Origin of the sequence: Micromonospora sp. NPDC049171 (assembly GCF_040648275.1) — a bacterium.
In the GTDB taxonomy this organism is placed as follows: Bacteria; Actinomycetota; Actinomycetes; order Mycobacteriales; family Micromonosporaceae; genus Micromonospora.
The window spans coordinates 244,348-267,254 of record NZ_JBEZDJ010000007.1 but is presented as its reverse complement, the minus strand read 5'-3'; the positions used below and the strand labels follow the sequence as shown (position 1 = coordinate 267,254).

The window sequence follows — 22,907 nt, the reverse complement described above, 5'->3', positions numbered from 1 at the left end:
GTAAGGGGTTCACCACTGTCGGTGAAATCACCACTCGTCCTTGACGTCCGGTGCGAAGACACCCCTCTGTCCGACCCGCCCGCTTCCTCCTAGCGTTTTGCGCAGGAGACGAGAAGAGGCGAGGTGATGGTGATCGTGTGGCGGTACGCGCTGCGGATCGGGGCGTTGGTTGCCGGTGTGGCCGGGGCGGTGCTGACCCTGGCCGCGCCGGCACAGGCGGCCTTCGCCACCGAGATGAGCGGCCTGCCGGCCCGGTTCACCGCCGGTGACCAGGTGCGGACGATCTCGGCGGTGGTCTCGCAGACGGATCGGCGCGGCGGGTGCGCGAAGGTGCGCTGGTCGATGGTGCTCAGCGTGCAGGGCCTCCGACTCGACCAGGTGAAGATGGACCGGGTGGAGGAGGCCGGCGACTTCCCGCTGGAGATCCAGACCGAGGGTGACGTGGCCCGGCTGACCGACCGGCAGCTCGACCCGGGCACGCTCTGCCCGGGCCGCACGGTCACCGCCCGCTACCGGGTGGCCTTCGCCGAGGACGTCACCCAGGGGCGGGTCACCCTCGCCGCCGAGGCGTACGACGCGAACCGGCGCCTGCTGGCCCGACAGACCGCCACCCGCTCGGTGGTGGGGGCGGGTGGCACCCCGACCGGTACGCCGAAGCCGACCGCGACGCCGTCACGGCCCAGCGACCCGCCGAGTGAGCCGGCCGTGGAGGAGAGCACGACGGCCGAGGAGCCGGTCGGGGACTACCCGGCCGACGCGGCGCCACCGGCCGGCCGGCAGGTCTCGCAGTCCGGCGGGTTCGGCATCGTGCAGGCGGCGTTCCTGCTCGGCGCGTTGCTGCTCTTCCTCGGGATGGGCCTGCTGCTGCGGCTGCGACACCTGACCCGGCCCGCGTCCGACGAGGGCGAGGACCCGACGGTGGACCGGCGCTGGGAACGGCCGGCCCCGGCCGACCGCTGGCGACCGGCCCGCCGCTGATCGGGGGCCGAGGGGCCGGCGGACTACCCGCCGGCCCCTCGGCGTCACTGCGAGAACGCCTGGAACTCGGCGATCCTGACCTGCGTCCGGGCCGGGCTGGCCGTCGCGCAGTCCGTCGTCGCCGCCGAGTCGTCGTCCTGCTCGCCCGCGTACCGGGGGCCGCCGGTGCACTGGCTCGCCAGCACCTCCAGGCGCAGGTGGGTGGCGAGGGTCGAGGGCACCGCGAACGTCCGCAGGTTGATGTCCCGGCTGTACGACCGGTACGCCCCGCCGGGGAACGCGTCCCCCGCGCTGGTGTAGATCCGCTGCCAGCGGGCCGGGTCCGCGCAGTCGGTGGTGGTCGCGTCGCAGGCGGACACCGCGAACGAGCGCAACGCACTGAGCGCGTTCTGGCTGCCGGTGTCGGCGTCCCCGGTGATCGCCGGGCGCAGCATCGCACTGACGTTGAGCCGCTTGACCGTCTGCGGGGTGTCCCCGGGCAACGCCACGGTGAGCTGCCGTCCGGCCACCCCGTCCAGGGAGGCCCAGTTCGTGGCCTCGGTGTCGTCGGCGATCCGGTCCAGGTTGACCCCGTCGCCGGTGACCGTCGCCCCGGACGCGGTGGACGCCAGGTTGCGGCTCATCCGCAGGTCCACGTACCCGTCCTGCTCGGCCTTGGCGACCACACCGAGCCGCTGGTGCCCGAAGCCGGGTGCCACGGCGAGCAGGTCGTACGTGCCGGCCACCAGCTCCACGGTGTCCGGGATCGGCGTCGCCGGGTCGGTGTCCGCGATCGGCGTGGCCCGCGCCTCGTACGCCCCGACGTACACCCGGATCGGCGCGTCGACGCTGTCCCCGCGCGGGCGCAGGGTGAGTGTCGCGTTGCCGCCGCGCGGCGAGGCGAAACTCGGCGTCGGGTCGGTGTCGCCGGCGCCGTTGGTGGCGGCGTCCCGGCCCATCCCGGAGCGGGCGAACTCGGCCCAGATCAGGTCCTGGTTGGCGCCGCCGAAGCGGAGCAGGTCGGCGGTGAGCATGTTGTCCCGCATGTCGAGCATGCTGACCTGGCTGGCGGCCTGGAGCAGGAACGAGTCGAAGACCAACTGCGACCAGCGCCGGTTGCCCGGGCACTTGTCGGCGGCGACCTTCCCCTGTGCGCAGTCGAGCTGCCGCTGCGGAGTGCCGAGGCCGTACCGCTTGACCAGTGCGGAGCGGACCCGGAAGTTGGTGGCGCCCCAGATCTCGCCGTCGGCGTGCACGGCGGGACCCGCGGTGTTGTAGCCGATGTCGGAGTAGTTGAGCGGGCTGCGGCTCAGGTCGTAGTTGCGGATGCCGCTGACCAGGTTGCCGGTGACGTAGCCGCCGGTGACGAAGGGCGTCTCGCCGGGTGCGCGCAGCCCGTTCTGGAACAGGTACTCGGCGGCGAGCAGGTCGCCCCACGACTCGCCCATCGCGCCACCCTGGTGGCCGCTGATCCCGCTGTCCGGGCCGGCGATCATCCGGTTGGTGATCGCGTGGGTGTACTCGTGGCCGATCACCGTCATGTCGTAGTCGCCGTCCACACACGGCGGGTACGGGCCGCCGGCCTGCGGCTGCCACAGGTACATGTTGGTGGTCGGCGGCAGCCCGTCGCGCCCGGTGCCCTGGTTGGCGTTGTTGCGGTTGCCGGTCAGCGCGCCCTGCTGGGCGCGGCCCTGCTCGGCGTCACCGCCCAGCCCGGCCGGGGTGAGGTTGACCGCCTGGAGGTTCCACGCCGACTCGGTGAAGCCCAACTGGTACGACCAGTCGTGCATCCGGTTGTGCATGGCGAAGAGGTTGGCGATCGACGCGTCCGCGTCGTTGCGCTGGGCGGAGGTGAACACCTCCGGGTTGCACTTCGCCTGGTGCCACTGGTCGGTGAACGGGTACTCGTAGCGGCGGTCCGGGCTGGTGGTGGCCGGGACGATCGGGGTGCCCGCACCCCAGGAGAGCACCGTGTTGGCCGAGTTGCCGCGTGAGGTGAACGTGGGTGTGCCGGTGGCCGCGTCGACGTCCCAGGGTTGGCCGGTGGCCGGGTCGCGGAAGGCGGCCTGGCAGCCGGGCGCGGAGTCGCCGCACCAGCGCACCCGGGGATCCTGCCCGGGGTCGAGGTCGCGGGGCGGGGTGGCCGGGAAGACCGCCCAGCTCGGGTTGTCGGAGTCGAAGTCGACCAGGTCCTCACGGACCAGCACCTGCCCGGTGCCGCCGTCCACGTAGCTGGTGAACGCGGCCGGCTGGTCGGTGTCCGCGCCGATCATCGTCACCTCGTAGGCGGCCCGTGGCCCGTCCAACGGCGTGGGTACGGCCACCTGCCGGATGGTGTGGCTGGCCACCGCGCCGGCGGTCAGCCCGGCGTCGGCGAGCGCGGCGGCGTACGCCTGCTCGGCGGTGCGGGTGGCCGGCGCGGGCGTGCCGGTGTCGCGGGCCAACGAGGAGTTGACCGACACCACCGAGCCGTTGGCGACCGCGAGGGTGACGAGACCGTCCGGCCCGGCCGGCAGGTCGCCGAACCGTTGCCGGAGGGTGACCACGGCACCGCTGCCGATCGGCCGGACCAGCACCCGTTCCATGCGGGCCACCGCGTCGGCGTCCATGCCGAACAGGTCGCGGTTGGCCCGCAGGTAGGCGCGGGCGGCGGCCTCCGGGTCGGCGGGCAGCCCGGTGGCGAGCGGGGTACGGCCGGGGCCGAGGGCCTGCGGGGTGCCGAGTCGGTTCCACCGGACGTCGGGGTCGGCGGCGCGGGCCAGGCCGCGCTGCCGGGCGTCGGGTGCCGCCGTACCGGTGCGGTTGTCGGCGTCGGCGGGCTCGTGCCCCTCGCTGAACGGTCCGGACCGGCGCTCGGCCGACGGCGTGCTGCCGGTGGGGGCCGCGGTGCTCACGCCGGTGGGGAGCAACGCGGCGACCGTGGCCGTCGTCGCCAGGACGGCGATGAGCCGGCGTCGACGCCGGCTCATCGGGGGTGACCATTCGGGTCGTGGCACGGGACCTCCTCGTGGGAGCGAAATGGCCGGCGGTCCGCCGGCCGCGCGCGATCACGCATGTGCATCTGTGGATATCAGGCGGCTGGGGCGGCGGCAAGCTCTGGGGCGAATCGCCCGGTCGTCGAGCCCAGCGCGTGGGCGAGACCCGGCCTGGTCGCCGCGGTCGGTGGGGTCGCCGGCATCGCCCTCGACACAGGCGGTGAGCTGGGCCGGAGGGGGAGCGGGCTGGTCAGCCGTGCGGCAGGCCGCGGGTGGTCAGTTGTCCGGTGTCCAGTCGGGGTTGCGGCCGAAGGCAGCCAGCAGGTGGTCCTGCTCGTCGGCGTCGTCGGGCACCCGTACCCCGGTCTGCACCAGGTTGTTGCTCCGGTAGTCGTCGATCTGGCCGGCGAACCAGCGGGCGGCCACGTGCACCGCGTCCGGGTCCAGGCGCGGTTGCGCCCCGATCGCCACCGCCACGTCCCAGCCGTGGACGAGATGCTCGGCGAGGAGCTGCTGGAGGTATTCCGCGGCCGGGGTCTCACCAGCGGAGAGATGCACGGCGCGGTCGAGTGTGCCGGGGTGGGTCGCGGCGATCTCGGCCTGCGCGGCCGCCTCCCGCGCCACCGTGATCGGGTCGGTGCCGAGTTGGTCGCCGTCGAGCCGGTCGCCCACCTCGTCGATGGTCCGGCCCGCGAGCAGCGGGACGCTCCACCGATCCTCACTCACCACGTGGTTGACCAGCGCGCGTACGTCCCAGTCCGAGCAGGGTGTCGGGTCGGACCACTGGCCGGGCTCGACCTGGTCCACCCGGTCGACGAATTCGGCCAGGCTCCGGCGGTACGCGTCCAGCAGGTCCATGCTGCCGATTGTTCCGGTAGTCGGGGGATGCCGCGCCGTTTTGCCTGCCCTGGGGGTGCGGGACCGGTGGCCGGTCGGCTCAGTCCAGTGCGACCGGATCCAGGCCGAGCTCTCGGGCGGTGACCAGCCGGACCCACTCGCCGAACTGCCGGCGGGAGATCACCCGGTCGTGCACGGCGAGTTGGACGGCAAGCCCGTCCATCACCGCGCTGATCCGCCAGGCGGCGCCGTCCGGGTCGGCGCACTGGAAGGTGCCGTCGGCCACCCCGGCGGAGATCACCGCGGCCAGGTCCTGCCGCCAGCGCAGGTCGAGTCGGCGGGACACCTTCTCCAACTCCGGGGTGCGCAGCGACTCGGACCATCCGTCGATCCACATCGACCAGGAGGTTGCCCGCCCGGCCGGCGTGTAGAGCTTGAGGATCCGGCGGAGCTTGGTCAGCGGTGGCGCCGAGGAGCGGGTCACCACGTCCAGTCGGGCCAGATCCTGCTCGACCGCGTACGCGAAGGCCTGCGCGAGCAGTCGCTCCTTCGTGGCAAAGTGGTAGAACACCAACGCCTGACTCACTCCGGCGGCCTGTGCCACATCGGCCGTCCGGGTGTTGGCCAGACCGCGCTCCACGATCACGTCACAGGCGGTGCGCAGCAGGGCATCCAGGCGGATCTCGGCCGCACGTCTCGTCACGACCGTTACCGTAGCCCATCCGATTGAACACGAACAGTGACGGCTGTGCCCGGATCCGCGCCGCGACAGTCGGAAGCCGGACAATTCCCCGGGGTGCCGTCAGTCGTTCCTGTGGGTGTGTTCGTCGAGGTCCGTCGCGATGAGGTGGCGGACAAGGCCCTGGTGGTGGGCGTTTGGCGCAATGATGGCCGTCGTTGTCGAGTGGGCGCCCGAGGGTGACGGTCGGTGGCCGCCGGTCGGCACCAGGCCAGCCCCCTAGGAAGCTAGCGGGTGGTGGTCTCCGTTCCCGCCTCGCGAGGAGGAGACGCGCCGAGGTGACCCCGAGTTGGCAGTCTTTCACCGGCTCGGCTAAAGTTCTCATCCGTCACCCGGGAACGCCGGGGGACGTGCGGACGTAGCGCAGCTGGTAGCGCATCACCTTGCCAAGGTGAGGGTCGCGGGTTCGAATCCCGTCGTCCGCTCGGAGCTGCCGCCACGCATGACGGGGGCAACCTCGGTGGGGTGGCCGAGAGGCGAGGCAACGGCCTGCAAAGCCGTGTACGCGGGTTCAAATCCCGTCCCCACCTCGGCAACAAGCACGGGCGATTGGCGCAGTGGGAGCGCGCTTCCTTGACACGGAAGAGGTCACTGGTTCAAACCCAGTATCGCCCACAGGTTAGATAGGCAGGTTGAACGGCCCGTTATCGGAAGTCCGGTAACGGGCCGTTGCTGTTGCGCCCCTTACGTTGGGAGCAACTTGGGAGCACTAGATCATCTTCCGCAGGCGGGTGTCGGGGTATCGGGTCGAGCGGCGCGGGTGTGACCGGGGTAGACGTTGATGGGTTGGGTGGTCTGCCAGCGGTGTTGTAGGGCGTGGGTGATGCGCTGATTGCATGGCGAGGGTGACGTGGCTGTAGATCCCGCGCACGCCGGGGATGCGGTGGCCGAGTCGTTGGACTTGGGCGATTTCGGGGATGTCGTCTTCGATGAGCCAGGTTTTGTGGGTGTGGCGCAGGTCGTGGAAGTGCATGCCTTCGATGACAGGTCCTGTGTGGGCGCGGCGGGATATGTTGGAGCGGCGGAGGTAGGCGCCGCGCGCGCCGCAGAAGATTTGGTCGGGGTCGTGGCTGTCGAATACCTCCTGTATGCCATGGGTCGGTGAGCGTGTGATGGCGCAGCCACGGAAATCTCCTCCAACCGAGCTGGTGGTGCCGGCGGGCATGGAAAGCGGCCGGCGCCGTGGAGGTGCCGGCCGCTGGATGGGCCTGGTGGAACGGGATGATTGGTTTCTGGGATTCGGTTGGAGCGTCAGCGGTCGAGCGACGCGATATCAGCCGGTCTGGGGCTTGTCGCGTCCGTGCCAGCGAGGTAATGGGTTCATCCGGGGTATGGCGGCGGCCGCGGCGTGCGCCCGTCGCGGAAGCAGCTGCCAACGCCGGGGCGGCAAACGGCCGAGACCACGGCGAGCGGCTCGAACGCCGACGTAGCCGTGTTCCTTCAGAGCCAGGACTACCCCGGCGGAGAGACCGAGGACCGGATCCCGGTCAACGAGCTCCTCGACTAGCCCTCTCCACCCGAAACGCCACCAACGCCGCCCTCGACACACCTGCGAATCGGACCGCGTTCCGTGCGCTTCTCCGTGCTAGCGCGATTATCCCCACCCTGCGGCGCAAGATCTTCGGCCCGTCGATCTAACCAACCAGACGCGGTCCTGTCTCTGCGGCAGGCGTCCCTCGCGGATCGCCGTACGGAGTACGCCGGCAATGCGGTCATGCAACGGACCGCTGCCCGAGCCGCCCAGAACCAACAGCAATTCATCCGACCTGCACCGGCCTTGTCGCTGCGGAGAGTCGCCTTGCCCAGGGAAGAACTTCCGCGCCCCGCCCCGGTCCGCCGGCCCCAGCACCAACGCGGTCAGGTGAAGTGACGTGGGTCAATGCAGTCTTTGGCGGATTGTTCGCCCCCTTCGCCTACCGATCGTCCAGCCTACCGATGGCCGCTATGTCACACCACCCAAGGCAACCCAGAGTGACGGCGTAGCAACAATCGGTCAACTTATGTAGGGTGTGTGGCGATCGTCCACGGTTGACATCACCTACGGGGGTGGGGCATTGACGCCGGTCTTTCGCTTTTTAGGTCCGTTGGAGATTTCCACTCCCCAATCAGCCGTGAGCCTTACTGCGCCGCGCCATCAGATCGTTCTCGCCAAGTTGTTGCTGGACGTCAACCATGTCGTACCGATCGACGACCTGGTCCGGGCGGTCTGGGACGCGGTGCCGCCGTCCACCGCGCGCACACAGATCCAAATCTGCATCTCGCGCATCCGGCGCGCCTTCAGCGACGCCGGCCTGGAGGCGCAGATCGCGAGCTACCGGCCCGGCTATCTCCTGCAGGCGGCCGAGGAAACGCTTGATGTATTCCATTTCAACCGGGCGATAGCGGACGGGCGGGCCGCCGCCGCCGACAACCGGCTGGACACCGCGGTGGAAAAACTTCGCGCGGGTTTGGGCATGTGGCGCGGCGAGCCATTCAGCGGCATCGACAGCTTGGCCATCAAGGCTGCGGCGGTCCGCCTGTCGGAGCGTCAACTCAATGCCTTGGAGGAATGCCATACGCTGGAGCTCAAACTGGGGCGCCACCACGATCTGATTGACGAATTGATGCACCTTGTGCAGAGGCACCCGCTGCACGAGCAGGCCCGTAGCAATTTGGTTCTGGCGCTGTACCGCTGTGGACGACAGGCAGAAGCGCTTGAGGCGTACCGGGAGGCGCGGCATACCTTCGTCACTGAGCTGGGGATCGAGCCGGGTGAGGATCTGCGCCGCTTGGAACAGGCGATCCTGCTCGCAGACCCGGAGCTCGACGTGCCGGGGGCCTCGGAACAGACAAAGGCGTGGGCTCTTGCCTGTCCCCCCGAACCGCCGGCAGTCGTGGAAAGTGTTCGGGTACCGCGCATGCTACCTGCGGATGATCCCGCCTTTACCGGGCACGACGACACCGTGGTCGAGATGATGCGGCACCTCGGGGGCGATTCCGGGCAAGCACGTTCGCTCACCGTTAGCGTCATCACTGGGCGTGCGGGGGTGGGCAAGACCGCCCTTGCCGTCCGCGTCGCACACCGGCTGGCGACGGAGTTTCCGGACGGCCAGATCTACCTGCGGCTCGACAAGGCGGAGGGCCAGCAGGCCGGCGTGCGGGAAACGCTCAACCGCATGTTGCGGATGTTGGGTGTGTCGGGCTGCTGGGGCGTCGACGACACCGAAGAAGTCGCGTCGCTGTACCGCAGCGCGGTGAACGGGCGCAGGCTCCTCATCGTGCTCGACGAGGTACGCGACGAGGCTCAGATCACCCCCCTGCTACCCGGATCGTCGACCTGTGCGGTCATCATCACGAGTCGACAGCGGATGGTCCGGATCCCCGGGGCTCAGTTGATTGAGATCAACGATCTGAGTTTCCAGCACGCCACCGAACTGCTCACCGTGCTCGTCGGCGGGGCGCGGGCCTCCGCCGAACCTGCCGCGGTCCTGGAGTTGATCGACATGTGTGGCGGTCTGCCGTTGGCACTGCGGATCGCCGGCGCGCGACTCGCCGCTCGGCCACACTGGGCGATAGCACAGCTCAACGAGCGGATGGCCGACGAACGACACCGGCTGGATGAGCTTGTCCATGGCGGCCTCGGGGTGCGGGAAGGCATGGCGGCCGCCTACGCCAGCGTCCCACCCTCGGCGCAGAACCTCTTCCGGCTTCTGTCGCTGTTCGACGTCCCGGACCTTCCCGGCTGGATCGCCGGACCGGTGCTGGGGACGGAGTCGGCCGGCGAGGATCTGGAGCACCTCGTGGATGCTCGCTTGATAGAGGCCCGGCAGGACCACGGCGTCATGGCCAGATACCACCTCCACAAGCTGATTCAGGTCTACGCCCGCGAGCTACTTGCCGACCAGGAGAGCGATCGGTTGCGTGCCCTGGCCATCGAGCGCGCCACTGGTGCCTGGCAGTTCTTGGCCGACGAGGCGCATCGACGCCTGCACGGCGGCGACTACATCGTTCTCCACGGCGCCGCGGCCCGGTGGTCTCTGCCGCCCGAGGTGGTCAACCGGCTGCTCAGGGATCCGTTGGAGTGGCTGGAGAGCGAGCGGACGGCCCTCGTCGACAGTGTTCGTCAGACGGCCGAGGTTGGCTTGTCCGAAAGTTGCTGGGACTTGGCTATCACGCTTGTGGCGCTGTTCGAGGCGCGCGGCTACTTCGACGACTGGCGTGACACGCATGCTGTCGCACTGGCCGCCTGTCGTCAGACAAATAATCAGCGCGGTGAGGCGGTGATGCTCTACTCGCAGGGAACCCTGAGCATGTTCGAGCAACGCTACGACGAGGCGGCTGCACGTTTCTCCCTGGCCAGGCGGGTCTTCGAGAAGGTGGGTGAGGTGCACGGGCTGGCGCTGTGTCTGCGAAACATGGCTTTCCTGGACCGAGTCGGGGGCCGATCGAAGCTCGCGGAGCAGCGCTATCAGCGGGCGCTCGAGTTGATGCGCAAGGTGCAGGACCCGGTCGGCGAGGCGCATATCCTGAGCAACGTGGCGCAACTTCGAATGGACTCCGACGATTTGGATGCCGCCGAAGAGATGCTGGACAAGGCCATGGCGATAGCCGTGGGTATAGGTAACCGGCGCGTGCAGGCGCAGGTGCATCATTCTTACGGTGACATTTGTCTGTCTCGCGGCCAGGCGGCAGCGGCCGAGAAGGAATTCCGGCAGGCGCTGGACATGGTGCGCGAGGTGCGGGATCAGGCAGAGGAATCGTATGTGCTATGTGGCTTGGGGCTGGCGCAGGTACGCCTGCGTCATTTCGAGGACGCCTCGCGGACACTGCGTCATGGCTACGCTCTCGCTGAGGCGGGCACCGACCTGACTCTGGTCGGACGATTCTATGTCGCCTACGCCGAAATGGACAGCATGCTGGGTGACTACGACGGAGCAACCTACTGGGCTGATCGGGCAGTGAAGAATTTCGGCGAGAAGAGCGCGGCGGTCTGGCGTGCCATTGCCTTCCGGCTCATCGATGAGATCCGGCAGGCCCGGTCAAGTGTGAACCGTGCTGGGTACAGCCGGCCGACCGACCTGGCGGCCCCGCCTGATCCGCCACGCCAGCAGTAGCCCGGCGCCCACGAGCAGCTCGGCCACGATCACACAGGCGCGGCTGGCCACGGCAGCTACCACCGCCGCGGGAACCGGCAGGGCGACCGTCAAGGCGCCCACGATCAGCAGGTCCTTCGCCCCGGCGCCGTCGGGCAGCACCAGGATCAGGGCAGCCGCCGCAGACGCGAAGGCGTAGGCGCCGACCGCTATGGACAGCGCCTTCAGCGGCGGGCCACCGAGCGCTACGGCGAGCAGCCACAGGTGCACCCCGCCCACCGTCCACGCGCAGATCTGACACAGCATGGCGAGCCGGAGTGCCCTGGGTTCCACCAGTTGGGTGACGGGTTCACGCCGGAGCAGGCGCGCGGCCCAGGCGGTCGCCTGGATGACACCTCGAGGGCGCCACACCACCGTGCAACTGAGCACCACCGGAACCACCAGCCAGGCCCAGTGGCCGTGCAGGACCAGCGGGGCGGCGAGCAGGCCCACGGACGCGGCGGACAGGAGGTTCACCACCGCCACGAGTAGGTATGCCACCACCATCCGGCGTGGCTCAACCCCGATGCGTCGTCCGACGTGTACGGCGGCCAGAGCCTGGAACCAGGGCCCCGGCAGGTAGGTACCGACAATCGCGGCAAAGCACACAAGAGCGCCGTCGAACAGGTTGAGCTGGGAGCCCAGGGCCGCCAGGACGTAGCGCCATGCCTGGATCCCGAGCAGCAACCAGCAACTACTCGCGGCCACCGCCGCCAAGAGGTACCACCGCACCTCTGATCGACCGAGCAAGTGCATGACCTGCATGTCCTCACCGGTCACCGCGCGCACCACGCCCACGCCGGCAGCGATCAGGAAGGTGGCCACGAGCCCTCTTCGGATCCAGGTGCGAGCGACCCCGACTCGAGCTGAACCAGTCATGAGGCGGCCCGCTCTCGTGCTGCCGGTTGGCAGCGTACCGACGCGGTCATGTCCTGAGCCAGATGGTCGGACAGACGCGGGCTCTGGCGCAGCCGGTAGTCGGAGAGCTGGACCGGGCCGCGGGTGAAGGTCCAGTCCAGGCGCCAGAGCTTGGGCAGGGACCACCCGGTGTCCGCGGCCGGGAAGGTGACCGGAAGTCCTCGGACGTTGCCTGGATTCCACCGTCGCAGATCGTCGCCGACCTGCACGAGGCTGCCCATCCACGGCGAGTTGAAGTCGCCGGCTACCAGCAGTGGGTTGGCGTTGCCGTCTATGTCGTCCCGTAGCGCCTCCAGCTCCCGCTGCTGCCGGTTGTACTGACCGTGGGCGAACGAGTAGTACTTCGCAGTCAGCGGATTGAGCCGAGGGTCGATGGGTTGCGGAATGTGGACGTTGTACACCGAGAGGATGCAGCCGCCCACCCGCAGGTCGGTCCGCTGGGCCTTGTTGCCACGCCAGTACCAGTCGTCCGAATTTTCTCCCACGGCTCGCGGATGGGTGGCCGCGACGGGTACTCGGGAGAGGGTGACGAGTTCCCCCTCCACATTCACCTCATAATCCGGGAATTGACTCTGAATCTCGTTGTGGTCGTCGAGAGCGATCGGCCCCCCGCGCCAGAACAGATGTTCGCTGAGCAGGTAGACATCGGCGTTCTGCTGATGCAGGTACGCGTAGAATGCTTGGGGGCTGTCGATGTCGCCCCCATAATCCAGGTACCCCGTTCCGGAGTGCCAGTACCCCGTGTTCCACGCAAAGACCTTGACGGATTGCCCTCCGGTCGCGGCCTGCGCCGGCTGGGTGCCCGCTGTTGTCGGGAAGCCGGCCAACGGGACGCCGATCGCCAACGTGGCCACGAGCAGCAGGGCAACCGGTTTGGCGACAGCGCGGGCGAAGGGGACGAGGAGAAGCAGGGCGGCCGGAACGGCCACCAACAGGAACGGCGGCATGGGCTCGATGAACATCCACAGCCACCAGCGTCCGGTGAGAACAAGGTGAGCCAGTAGAAACAGTGCCCAACCGAACGCCGCAGCCAGCACCAGTCGTTGACGCAGGCGGCGGAACCTGGCTCGGCGCAGCCAGCCCCGGTTGCCGCCTGGGCCAGCTTCTTCCGGATGCCCGGCATTGGATGACGTGGTGGTGGTCATGAGTTCCCCAATCAGGCCGACGGGTCAGGACAGCACGAAGCTCGCACTCGCGGCGGCCAGCATGAACAGGCCGGCGCCAATGACGAGAGCCCGGTCGCGGAGCAGCGAATGCACCGGGTCGGCGCTACCACCCTTCACCCCGACGACGTGCAGGTAGCGGAACAGGCCAAACAGCAGCAGGGGCAACAGGAGCACCGACGCCAAATCGGCGTGAGAGCTCATGCGCTCGTTGATGTAGAACAGGAAGGTAACCGTGGTGAGCCCGGCGCACAGCACCAGGAGCTGATCGATGAACTCCGCGGAGTACACACCAATCACCGGGCGGCGGGCCTCCTCCGGGAGGGAGAACTCCCGTCGCCGTTTCGCCAGGATGGGCAGCAGGCACAGCAGGAAGATCGACTGGAGCAGCCAACCTGAGGGTCGCACGTCGACGGCCAGGTAACCGGCGAGGATGCGGAGTTCGAAGCCGGCGGCAACGACGATCATATCGACCATCGGTACGTGCTTCAGCCAGCGACTGTAGGCGATGTTGAGGACGAGGTATCCGGCCAGCGGCCACATGAGCACGGGCATGACCGTGACGACCAGCACCACCAGCAGCGCCAGCAGCCCTACCCAGTATCCGGCGGCCACCGCCACGGAGACCCGCCCGGATGCGATGGGACGTTGTCGTTTGGTCGGGTGTCGCCGATCCCGCTCACGGTCGGCGATATCGTTTCCCACGTACACCACTGCGGAAGCCAGGATGAACATCATGATGGCGCCCAACAGATGCACCAGTCCGTCGAGGGTCCAGGCACCGCGTTCGAGCAGGGGCAGCGGCACCACGAGTAGGCTCTTGACCCATTGCACTGGCCGGATCAAAGTCACGAGGTCGCGCAGCCTCGTTCTCTGTCGCACGACCAACGCGAGCTCATCCCGGTCGAGGTACACCTGAGACATGCAGATCACCTCCACTGAGCCGGTACGAATCAGAAAAAGACCTTGGCGAGCTTGAGGGCGCCCTGGCTCCATGGCTCGCTGCTCGTGACACCACGCCGCGCCGGCCGGACAGTGCGATTGGCGCGCCACCAGTCGAAGGCCCGCAACAAGGCGTCCTCATTCGACAGGCGAGGTTCGAAGTTGAGCCTGTGGCGGGCGTGCTCGGTGCTGACGTACGAGTCGGCCAGCAGCTTGTGCAGCAACCGGCCGTACACCGGCGAGAGCTTCCAACGTTCGAGATACTCAAGGACGGCCACCGCGGGGCGCGCCGGGACGGAAATCACCCGCTTGCCGTGGCCCACGTGATCGAGTACGGATTGAAAATCCTCGCGCAACGTTCCGAAACTGCTCGCGGCAATGTTGTAGGTGTCGTTCGCTGCCGTCTCCGAGGCGCGCAGCGAGGTGCACACCGCTTCGACCAGGTCGTCGAGGCCCAACATCTGGATGCGGACGTCGCCTCGACCGAGAACCGGGAAGTGCCGCCCCTCGTCGGCCCACTCGAACAGCATCGCGAACAGTCCCATGCGACCGACACCCAGGAAGGTCTTGGGACGCAGGATAGTGACACAGGCACCGCCCTGCCGGTGCTGCTCGGCGAGTTCCTCCGCTTCGGCCTTGGCGCGGCCGTAGACGTCCACCGGGGCCCGTGGATGGCTCTCCGGCGTCGGCACCACCTGCGGTAGGCCGTAGACCGACGTCGACGAGACGTGCACGATCCGAGAGACCCGCGCCGCGCGCGCCGAGCTGAGCACATTCGCCGTGCCGTCGGCGATGACGGACCGGATTTCGCCCTCGGGATAGCTCGGCAGTGCGGCCGCGCAGTGCACGACGGCGTCGACACCGTCGAAGGCCCCAGCGACCACCCGGCTGTCCCGCACGTCCCCGACGTGCGGTACCAGTCCGGGAACGGCCGGCACGGCGCGGAGGTCGACCGCGTGCACGCGAACCCCGTCACTGAGGAGCCGGCGGGTGAGTTCGGAACCCAACACGCCGGCGGCTCCGGTTACTGCGACAGTTGTCATGTGTCCTCCGCTCACCACAGCCGACTCACCTGCTCCCGCACGAAGCGCGTCAACAATTTCGGCATCCCGACCTCCAACACCTGCTCGAAGGCGCTGAGGAAGTACTCAATCTCGGTGTCCCCGGCGATCAGGGGCGGGCTGATCGCCAGCGGACTCAGCCCATTGAGCGTGTAGTACGTGTAGATGCCGTGCTCCCGGTGCAGAGCGTCGATCACTGCGGAGGTGATGACCTTGGTCCGGAACAGGGGGTCGCGGGCGACCGACACCGGCAACAGTTTTCCGGCAAGGTCGAGGAGTCGCGGCCCGCCACACAGGAACACTCCGAAGAGCGCGCCGGACCCGCGTACGTCGGCGATCGCTTCCGGGTGGGCCTTCTGGATCCTGGCCAACCCCGGGGCCAGCAGGCGCTCGATCTGCCGAGCGCGCCCTGGATAGTCGTCCTCCACAGCTATGGAGATCGCTTCGATGGCGGTCGCGGTCTCCTCACCAAAGCCGTAATAGGTCGTACTGGTGCTCTGCAGGAGAGCGTCCTTCATGTTGTCGTAGGCTTTGCGAAACACCGCATCCCGGGCCACGAAGGCGGAGATCGACGACTTGCCGCCGCCGAAAGACTTCGAGGTGGTGAGGATGTCGGGCACCAGATCCTGGTGCCGCATAAAGTAGAACATCGTGCCTGTTTTGCCCCAGCCGGTGTAGATCTCATCGAAGATGAGGATGATTTTTTCGGCGGTGCAAAGCTCACGCAAGCCATACAGGAATTCGGGCGAACACCACTGCATGGTGGAGGCACTGAACGGCTCGATGAGGAGCGCGTAGACGTCGCAGCTTCCGTCCGTTCGCCGCGACGACGCCACCGCTTCGCGGACAGACTCCAGGTCGCCGTAGGTGAACGTGCGAATTCCCGGGATCGTTGGGAAGGCGAAGTGGGCCTGCGCACTGCCGGTGAGACCGCCGGAGCCGAGCAGTTTGCCGTGGAAGGCGATGTCGGCACGCAGTACGGTCCCGCGCTGCCCCCCATGGTATTTGTAGGCCAGCTTGACCGCGCCCTCCACCGCCTCCGCGCCGGAGTTGGGGAAGAACGACATGTTGAGGTCGCCCGGCAGGACCTGGGCGAGGTTGTGGCTCAGCGCCGCGATGTACGGTGAGAAGATCGTCTTGTGGACCTCCATCCGATGGCGCTCTTGAAAACGGCGGCGAGCGGCGAGCAGCCGAGGGTGGTTGTGCCCGTGGTTGAGCACGCCGACCCCGCCGGTGAAGTCGAGGATCTGGCGACCTTCTCTCGTGTACAGGTACGCCCCCTCGGCCCGGTCGATCAACTCGCGACCGAAGCCGAACGAAGTCATGAGCTTCACCTGCGACCTGTTCACGTACTTGCGGTACAGCTCCTGCACCTCGTCGACATCGAGGTTTTCCGCCTGCCCCAGATCGATGAGTTTCGCCATGCGCCCCTCCTGTGGGTCGTCAGCGTCGTTCGTGGTTCGCTACGACTATGGTGGAGCCGGCTATTCCTGTGCTGTCGTTGCGTTATCGGCCGTGTCGTAGACGATCGAGAGTGCGGAGGCGGTCAAGGATTGAACGAGGATAGTCGATAGATAGAGTGATGGGTTTTACTGGCGGTACCTATCGTCATCCGGATGTCGGAGGAACGCATGGAGCCGCTGGTTTCGATCGTCGTGCCCAACTACAACGGGGCCGACACGCTTCCCCTGTGTCTGCGTTCGCTACAGGGTCAGACCTACCCGAACATCGAGATCATCATCGTCGATGATGGTAGTTCCGACGACTCGCTGGCGATTGCGAAGCGGTTCGGTGTCACCGTGACGAGCACCGGTTCCAACATGGGTTGCGGCGTGGCACGAAACACGGGCGTAGCGCGATCCACCGGGGAGATCGTGTTTTACGTCGACTCGGACATCGCGTTGGCTAGTGACGCCGTGGCCTCCGCTGTGGCAATTCTGCGCGGTGACTCGACCATCGGTGCGGTCTGTGGCGTCCAAGACGCAGAGCCGCTGGTGAACCGCACGCTGGTCGCCCAGTACCGAGGTTTGCAATACCACTACTGGTCGGCCAGTTCGGTAGGCGACGTGTCGTTCATGTTTCCCTCGCTGTGTGCCATCCCGACGAAGGTGCACACCGAGATCGGCTCCTTCAACCCGAAGCTGAAGCAGACGGAGGAGGTCGACTTCGGCTACCGGTTGTCACAGCGGTACCGCCTCCGGCTCAGCCAGGCGGTGCGGGGAAGGCACGCCCACGATCCCAGGTTGCGGATCCTCCTCCGTAAGCTGTTCCACCGGGCCCGACTACGCGTGCCGCTCTACGCGGATGCCCGTCACTTCGCCAACGGGTTCGAAACACGTCAACGAGCGTGGGCTAGTCTCGCGGCGGCGGCATCGCTGCCCGCATTCCTGCTTCCGCTCATCTTGGGGCCGGCTGGGCTGCTCGGCCCTGTGCTGATGTTGGCAGTGTCGATCGCGTGCGATGCGGGCATGTACAGGTTCGTCTTCCGCCGGCGTGGACTGGCGTTCCTGGCCTTCTTTGTAGCGACCCACTATGTGGTGAACCTGACGATCGTCGCGGGCGTCGCCGTCGGTGCGGTCCAGTGGTCGGCCTCCAGGACGTTCCGTCGGCTCTATGAAGAGCACGATCTCCAGCCGGCGAGCTGACCGGCCGCGGGGGGCGACCGCATGCTGGGCGGGGTCGGCGGTCTGCGGCGCCCCCACAGGGCCAGGTCGAGCACCAGGGCGCCGGGGAAGCCGACCACCGACATGGTCGTGTTGCTCCTGGTCAGGGCATCGGGGACCGTTCCTTGACACGGAAGAGGTCACTGGTTCAAACCCAGTTTCGCCCACCGGCTAGATAGGCAGTGCAGCAGGCCCGTTACCGGCTTCCGGTAACGGGCCTGCTGCTGTTCGGGCCGCACCCGAGGCGTTCGACGAACGACCCGCGCACGACCGGGACAGCGCCGGTGCGGCTCCGCATGGCACGCTTCCCGCGCGACGATCCATCGACGCGCACGGGCGGGGGGCGGACCATGACCGGGGCGGCTGCACTATCCGACAGCGCCGAACCATCCGACAGTGCCGGAGCGGGTCCCGCCCGCGCACCGAGGGTCTCGATCGTCGTGCCGGTGCACAACGAGGAGGAGAACATCGGGCCGTGCCTCGATGCGGCTCTGCGGCAGACGACGCCGGCCGACGAGATCATCGTGGTGGACAACGCCTCCACGGACGCGACGCGGGCCCGGCTGGCCGGGTACACCGATCGGGTCGTGCTGCTCACCGAACCGCAGTTGGGTGTCCTGGCCGCCCGCAACCGTGGCCTGATGGCGGCCACCGGCGACGTGATCGGTCGGATCGACGCGGACACCAGGCTGCCGCCGTACTGGGTGGAGGCGGTCCGCCGGGTCTTCGCGGACGGCACCGTCGCGGCGGTGACCGGTCCGGTGACCTACTACGACATCCGCTTTCCGGCGGCCCTCAACGCGGTGGACCGGACACTGCGCCGGGCGTGGACACTGCCGAGCCGGCAGCGGCTCGACTGGCTGTTCGGCGCGAACATGGCGGTCCGGGCTCGGGCCTGGCACGCCATCCGGACCGACCTCTGCGACGATCGCCGCTACCACGAGGACCTCGACCTCGGCATCCACCTGCGGCGGGCCGGCCACCGGGTGGGCTTCGCCGCCGACCTCCGGGCCGGCACCTCGGCGCGCCGTTTCCGGAACGACCCGGCCGACTTCTGGGCGTACCTGCGGATGATCGACGCCTCCTACGCCAGCCACTCGGGGCGGGCCGGTAGCGCCAGCTACTGGCGGGCCTGGCTGACCAGCCGGCTGATCATGCTCTGCTACCTGCCGTTCCGGGCGCTGCACCGGGCCCACCCGACCTACACCGCCGCCGCACCCCGGAAGAACCCGATGGCGGCGGAGCCGTCGCGGCCGTGATCCACGCGAACACCGCGTTTCCGCGAAACCGAGTGGAGTACGGGGTTCCTAGAAGGTGAGGATGCGGAACTCGCCCACGGGCCGGAAGCCGAGGCGACGGTAGACCGGCTCGCCGATCGCGGACGAGGTGAGGGCGGCGGTGCGGGCGCCGCGCTCGCTGGCCAGGTTGAGTGCGGCCCGGGTCATGGCCGCGCCGATGCCCCGGCGGCGGTGCTCGGGCTGCGTACCCACGAAGTAGAGGGTGACCAGCCCGTGGCTGAGCCAGGCGACGGCCGTTCCGACCACCTGGCCGTCGTCGAGGCGGCCGGCGAGTCTGAGCACGGTGCCGTCCCCGGTGAACGCCTTCTCCCGTTCGGTCGTCGCGGTCAGCGCGCCGGCCGGGATTCCGGACACCCGGGCGTAGGCCGCGACGAACGTGGCCAGGTCTGTGGTTTCGGTGATGTGCAGGCCCGTCGGCGTCGGGACCTTGGCCGCCGCGTCGATCGTCACGGTCATGATCGGCAGGCGGGCGATCTCGGCCGCGCCGAGGGAGAGCAGACCGTCGGCGGTCCCGGCGTCGCTGTCCGGGCCAACCCACCAGACCCGAGGTACGCCGTGCAGGCGCTGCCGGGCCTCGACGAGCGCGTCCCGCGGCGTGCGCCCGGCCACGCGCAGCACGCCGTTGAGGGTCGCGTGCGGCACCTCGCTGCGGTAGGTCGGAAGGTCCGGCCCGCCGGCCACCCCGATGTTCCAACCGAGCAGGTACGCCCGGTGCGCGGCCAGCAGCGTGTCGAGAGACCCCATGATCCGGATGTTAGCGCGTCGCCTCAGCCACCCTCAGCTGCGGAAACGGATCGATGCGACGACTGTGACCGGCGGTACTTTGTCGATCGTTCCAGATAACGGGTAGCGTTCGGGCATGGCACGTACCCGCGAGTTCGACCTCGACGCCGCGGTCGACGCCGCGATGGACGTGTTCCGGAGGAAGGGCTACGAGGGCACCTCGATGCGCGACCTCGCGGAGGCGACAGGCCTCGGCAGCGGCTCGATCTACGCCGCCTTCGGCAGCAAGGACGGCCTCTACCTCGCGGTGCTCGACCTGTACCGGCAGCGTTACGCCGCACCGATGGTCGATCTGCTGCGCTCCGGCAACGACGCGCGGGCGGTCCTCCGTGAGGTGTTCGTCGGTGCGGTGGACGACATCACCGGCGACGGCCGGCACCTCGCCTGCCTCATCGTCGGCGCGTCGATGGAACGGGCACACCAGGACCTGCGGGTCGCCGAGCGGCTCCGCTCCACCACCCAGTCCCTGGAGTTGGCGCTCTACGACCTGCTCGCCGAGGCGCAGTTGCGGGGCCAGATCACGTCCGATCGCAGCGCCACCGACCTGGCCGGCTTCCTGGTGACCAGCCTTCAGGGGCTGCGGGTGATGGGTGCCATCAACCCGGACCGGGCGGCGCTGACCCGGTACGCCGAGGTCGCGCTCACCTGCCTGGACTGACCGCCGGACGACGTGGTCGGCCTGTCGATCAAACCAACCTATGAATTTCCAATTTGTCCCGTCATGAGGGGATTGCCATGTCCACGATCGGCGTCGGCATCATCGGCGCGAGCACCAGCGGATGGGCCTCCACCGCACATGTGCCCGCCATCGCCGCGACACCCGAGTTCACGCTCCGCGCGGTGAGCACGTCCCGCCCGAGCAGCGCCGAGGCCGCGGCGGCCAGGTACGGCGTGCCCGCGTACCACGACCACCGCGACCTGATTCGCCATCCCGGCGTCGATCTGGTCGTCGTGGCGGTGAAGGTCACCGAGCACTTCACGCTCATCTCCGCGGCCCTGGACGCGGGCAGGATGGTCTACAGCGAGTGGCCGCTGGGCAATGGCCTGGCCGAGGCCCATCAGTTGGCAGACCGGGCGGAGAAGGCGGGCATCCGCACGGTGGTCGGCCTCCAGGGGCGGTACGCCCCCGAGGTCCAGTACGCCCGGGAGTTGATCCGCGACGGGTACGTCGGCAAGGTGCTCGGCACCACGATGGTCGGCTCGGGAATGGTCTGGGGTGGTGAGGTCGCCGACCCCAGCCAGGCGTACTGGTTCGACAATGCCAACGGCGCCACACCGCTCACCTCCGCCACCCTGCACGCCCTCGACCCGCTGCACTTCGTCCTCGGTGAGTTCGACTCGGTGGCCGCGAACCTCGTGGTCGGCCGCAAGCAGGCGACGCTCGCGACGGACGGCAGCGCCATTCCGGTTACCGTGCCGGACCAGGTCTCGGTGATCGGCACCCTCGACGCTGGGGCGGCGGCGTCCATCTTCTATCGAGGCGGGGTGTCCCGGGGGGACAACTTCCGGTGGGAGATCAACGGCAGCGAGGGTGACCTGGTGCTGACCGCCGGCTGGGGCAACATGCAGGTCGCCGAGCTGACCCTCGCCGGAGGCCGGGGCGCCGACAGCGCCGTCCAACCACTGGAGGTGCCGGCGTCCTACCTGGACGGCGTGCCGGCCGAGCTGAGTCGTTCCGTGGCCGGGGGTGTGGCCCGGCTCTACCGACAGCTTGGCCGGGAGTTGGCCGACGGCACACGGACCGTCCCCGACTTCGCGCACGCCCTGGGTCGGCACCGGCTCATCGACGCGATCGAGCGGGCCTCCGCCACCGGCACGACCCAGTCCCTGGCCCGACCCGCATGACGAGGAGCCCGAGGATGAGAGCGGTCGGACTGCTGCGCTACGGCGGGCCGGAGGTGCTGCGGGTGGTCGAGCTGCCAACGCCGCACGCCGGCCCCGGTGAGGTCCGCATCCGGGTACGCGCGGCGGCGGTGAACCCGGCGGACACCCTGATCCGGGCCGGTATGACGCCGGTGCGACTGCGCGGCACCGACCCGCTGCTGCCCGGTCTGGACATCGCCGGCACGATCGACGAGGTGGGTCCCGGGGGCAGTGGTGCGCTCGCCCCGGGTGACCCGGTGATGGCCATGGTCAACCCGACCCGGGAGGCCGGCGGTGGGTACGCCGAGTGGGTGGTGCTTCCGGAAACCTGGGTGGTGCCCGCGCCGGCGGGCGTCTCACCCGCCCACGCGGCTACGCTGCCGATGAACGGGTTGACCGCCCTGCACGCGTTGGACCAGTTGCGGCTGCCGCCGGGCAGCACCCTCGCGGTGACCGGTGCGGCCGGCGCCGTCGGCGGGTACGCGGTACAACTCGCCAAGGCCGCCGGTCACCGCGTGTTGGCCGACGCGGCGCCCGGTGACGTCGAACTGGTCGCCGCGCTCGGCGCCGACGTGACGGTGGCCCGAGGCCCGGGTGTCGCCGACCGCTTCCGGGAACACGCCCCGCACGGCGTGGACGCCGCGGTCGACGCGGCGTTGGTCGGCGGCGCGCTGCTGCCCGCGGTCCGCGACCGTGGCGCCGTGGCGCTGCTGCGCGGCGGGCCGGATCCGCTGTTGCTGGCCCAGGCCAACCAACGGGGGATCGGGATGGTGGCTGCCTACGTGCATGACTATGACGGGCGCCGCGACAAGCTCGACCTGCTTCGGCAGCTCGCCGAGGAGGGTGCGCTGAGCCTTCGTGTCGCCGGCCGGTTTCCACCGCAGGAGGCGGCCCGCGCGCATCAGCTCCTGGAAGCCGGAGGGGTACGCGGCAGGTTGGTCATCGAGTTCTGATCCCGCCGGTGGCCGGCTGCCCTCATCGGGACGGCCGGCCCGGCAGCGTCGGCGGTGGGGAATGATCGTGTCACAGCGGCGGGGCGATGTCCCGCCGCTCCTCGACCCGCTGGTATTCGACCGGCTGCTCGGTGGTGGTGACCACCTCGCGGCGGCGGCCCCAGATCAGCGTGGTCATGATCAGGCCGAGCACGCCGGCTCCCATCAGGATCCAGCCGACCACGTCGAGGTTGATGCCGCCGACGCTCGCGTCCAGTGCGAAGGTGAGGATCGCGCCGAGCGCGATCAGGAAGATGCTGGTGCCGATACCCACGACAGCCTCCTTAGGGGGGTGTGGTGCGCTGTCGAGCCCATCAGTACCCCGGCAGGGACCAGCGCAACCGCGACCGGACAGGGTGCCGTGCCAAGCGATCTTGGCATCGGGTAGAGTTCACCTGTCGCCGGCGCTTGTCGGGGACGTGCGGACGTAGCGCAGCTGGTAGCGCATCACCTTGCCAAGGTGAGGGTCGCGGGTTCGAATCCCGTCGTCCGCTCTCGATGCGCCCCACGGGGGCACCACGGGCGATTGGCGCAGTGGGAGCGCGCTTCCCTGACACGGAAGAGGTCACTGGTTCAAACCCAGTATCGCCCACCATCCAGGCAAG

General features: G+C 68.8%; 18 protein-coding genes and 5 tRNA genes. 13 read left to right on the top strand and 10 right to left on the bottom strand.

The window, feature by feature from the left end; genetic code table 11:
* The first annotated feature begins 126 nt into the window (after window positions 1–126).
* Window positions 127–978 carry a hypothetical protein gene (locus tag AB0B14_RS12015; RefSeq protein WP_357522427.1) on the top strand — a complete coding sequence of 284 codons (852 nt, stop codon included), beginning with the start codon at window positions 127–129 and terminating at the stop codon, window positions 976–978.
* Window positions 979–1,022: 44 nt separating this feature from the next.
* Here AB0B14_RS12015 and AB0B14_RS12010 read toward each other — a convergent pair whose 3' ends face one another.
* The 3 genes from AB0B14_RS12010 to AB0B14_RS12000 all read right to left on the bottom strand — a co-directional run bounded on the left by AB0B14_RS12010 (window position 1,023) and on the right by AB0B14_RS12000 (window position 5,472).
* The gene (locus AB0B14_RS12010) at window positions 1,023–3,953 is read right to left on the bottom strand and encodes a M36 family metallopeptidase (protein ID WP_357522409.1); all 2,931 of its coding nucleotides are present in this window, start codon (window positions 3,951–3,953) and stop codon (window positions 1,023–1,025) included.
* Between the two features lie 255 nt (window positions 3,954–4,208).
* The gene (locus AB0B14_RS12005) at window positions 4,209–4,790 is read right to left on the bottom strand and encodes a TIGR03086 family metal-binding protein (RefSeq protein ID WP_357070134.1); all 582 of its coding nucleotides are present in this window, start codon (window positions 4,788–4,790) and stop codon (window positions 4,209–4,211) included.
* 79 nt (window positions 4,791–4,869) lie between these two features.
* Window positions 4,870–5,472 carry a TetR/AcrR family transcriptional regulator gene (locus tag AB0B14_RS12000; RefSeq protein WP_357070132.1) on the bottom strand — a complete coding sequence of 201 codons (603 nt, stop codon included), beginning with the start codon at window positions 5,470–5,472 and terminating at the stop codon, window positions 4,870–4,872.
* A 388-nt stretch (window positions 5,473–5,860) separates the two neighbouring features.
* Between AB0B14_RS12000 and AB0B14_RS11995 the strand changes: the two genes are divergently transcribed.
* The 5 genes from AB0B14_RS11995 (at window position 5,861) to AB0B14_RS11975 (ending at window position 10,601) form a co-directional block, all read left to right on the top strand.
* A tRNA-Gly gene (locus AB0B14_RS11995) sits at window positions 5,861–5,933 on the top strand.
* 34 nt (window positions 5,934–5,967) lie between these two features.
* A tRNA-Cys gene (locus tag AB0B14_RS11990) sits at window positions 5,968–6,038 on the top strand.
* 13 nt (window positions 6,039–6,051) lie between these two features.
* A tRNA-Val gene (locus AB0B14_RS11985) sits at window positions 6,052–6,123 on the top strand.
* A 235-nt stretch (window positions 6,124–6,358) separates the two neighbouring features.
* Window positions 6,359–6,613: a hypothetical protein gene (locus tag AB0B14_RS11980; RefSeq protein WP_357070130.1), complete on the top strand. Its 255-nt coding sequence runs from the start codon at window positions 6,359–6,361 to the stop codon at window positions 6,611–6,613.
* A 949-nt stretch (window positions 6,614–7,562) separates the two neighbouring features.
* Window positions 7,563–10,601 (top strand): BTAD domain-containing putative transcriptional regulator, encoded by a 3,039-nt coding sequence (locus tag AB0B14_RS11975; protein ID WP_357522408.1) that lies wholly within the window; start codon window positions 7,563–7,565, stop codon window positions 10,599–10,601.
* On the opposite strand, the gene AB0B14_RS11970 is transcribed toward AB0B14_RS11975, so the two are convergent.
* From AB0B14_RS11970 to AB0B14_RS11950, 5 genes are read right to left on the bottom strand one after another with little or no spacing between them, the layout of a single operon-like run.
* Entirely contained in the window at window positions 10,527–11,444 is a 918-nt protein-coding gene (locus AB0B14_RS11970) for a lysylphosphatidylglycerol synthase domain-containing protein (RefSeq protein ID WP_357522407.1), read from the bottom strand. The two genes, AB0B14_RS11975 and AB0B14_RS11970, sit on opposite strands and share 75 nt — an antisense overlap.
* Window positions 11,445–11,494: 50 nt before the next feature.
* Window positions 11,495–12,682, bottom strand: a complete 1,188-nt coding sequence (locus tag AB0B14_RS11965) for an endonuclease/exonuclease/phosphatase family protein (protein WP_357522406.1) — start codon at window positions 12,680–12,682, stop codon at window positions 11,495–11,497.
* A gap of 24 nt (window positions 12,683–12,706) precedes the next feature.
* Complete coding sequence (locus AB0B14_RS11960) at window positions 12,707–13,624, bottom strand: UbiA prenyltransferase family protein (RefSeq protein WP_357070121.1); 918 nt, start codon at window positions 13,622–13,624, stop codon at window positions 12,707–12,709.
* Window positions 13,625–13,653: 29 nt separating this feature from the next.
* Window positions 13,654–14,685, bottom strand: coding sequence for an NAD-dependent epimerase/dehydratase family protein (locus AB0B14_RS11955; RefSeq protein WP_357522405.1), 1,032 nt, complete (start codon window positions 14,683–14,685; stop codon window positions 13,654–13,656).
* 11 nt (window positions 14,686–14,696) lie between these two features.
* The gene (locus AB0B14_RS11950) at window positions 14,697–16,028 is read right to left on the bottom strand and encodes an aminotransferase class III-fold pyridoxal phosphate-dependent enzyme (protein ID WP_357522426.1); all 1,332 of its coding nucleotides are present in this window, start codon (window positions 16,026–16,028) and stop codon (window positions 14,697–14,699) included.
* Between the two features lie 291 nt (window positions 16,029–16,319).
* On the opposite strand from AB0B14_RS11950, the gene AB0B14_RS11945 reads away from it, so the two are divergent.
* A complete protein-coding gene (locus tag AB0B14_RS11945) occupies window positions 16,320–17,348 on the top strand; it encodes a glycosyltransferase family A protein (protein ID WP_357070117.1) in 1,029 nt (342 codons plus the stop codon).
* Window positions 17,349–17,662: 314 nt separating this feature from the next.
* On the top strand, window positions 17,663–18,625 hold the full coding sequence (locus AB0B14_RS11940) for a glycosyltransferase family 2 protein (RefSeq protein ID WP_357522404.1): 963 nt from the start codon (window positions 17,663–17,665) through the stop codon (window positions 18,623–18,625).
* A gap of 48 nt (window positions 18,626–18,673) precedes the next feature.
* On the opposite strand, the gene AB0B14_RS11935 is transcribed toward AB0B14_RS11940, so the two are convergent.
* Window positions 18,674–19,408, bottom strand: a complete 735-nt coding sequence (locus AB0B14_RS11935) for a GNAT family N-acetyltransferase (protein WP_357522403.1) — start codon at window positions 19,406–19,408, stop codon at window positions 18,674–18,676.
* Window positions 19,409–19,523: 115 nt separating this feature from the next.
* Here AB0B14_RS11935 and AB0B14_RS11930 point away from each other — a divergent pair, with 115 nt between their 5' ends.
* The 3 genes from AB0B14_RS11930 (at window position 19,524) to AB0B14_RS11920 (ending at window position 22,263) form a co-directional block, all read left to right on the top strand.
* The gene (locus AB0B14_RS11930; protein ID WP_357070113.1) at window positions 19,524–20,105 is read left to right on the top strand and encodes a helix-turn-helix domain-containing protein; all 582 of its coding nucleotides are present in this window, start codon (window positions 19,524–19,526) and stop codon (window positions 20,103–20,105) included.
* Window positions 20,106–20,182: 77 nt separating this feature from the next.
* A complete protein-coding gene (locus AB0B14_RS11925; protein WP_357522402.1) occupies window positions 20,183–21,292 on the top strand; it encodes a Gfo/Idh/MocA family oxidoreductase in 1,110 nt (369 codons plus the stop codon).
* Between the two features lie 14 nt (window positions 21,293–21,306).
* Window positions 21,307–22,263 (top strand): NADP-dependent oxidoreductase, encoded by a 957-nt coding sequence (locus AB0B14_RS11920; protein WP_357070109.1) that lies wholly within the window; start codon window positions 21,307–21,309, stop codon window positions 22,261–22,263.
* Window positions 22,264–22,333: 70 nt separating this feature from the next.
* Here the strand turns inward: AB0B14_RS11920 and AB0B14_RS11915 are convergent, their stop codons facing one another.
* Window positions 22,334–22,576: a DUF6458 family protein gene (locus AB0B14_RS11915; RefSeq protein ID WP_357070106.1), complete on the bottom strand. Its 243-nt coding sequence runs from the start codon at window positions 22,574–22,576 to the stop codon at window positions 22,334–22,336.
* 147 nt (window positions 22,577–22,723) lie between these two features.
* On the opposite strand from AB0B14_RS11915, the gene AB0B14_RS11910 reads away from it, so the two are divergent.
* Window positions 22,724–22,796 (top strand) — tRNA-Gly (locus tag AB0B14_RS11910).
* Between the two features lie 26 nt (window positions 22,797–22,822).
* Window positions 22,823–22,897: transfer RNA gene (locus AB0B14_RS11905), tRNA-Val, on the top strand.
* Window positions 22,898–22,907: the final 10 nt, after the last annotated feature.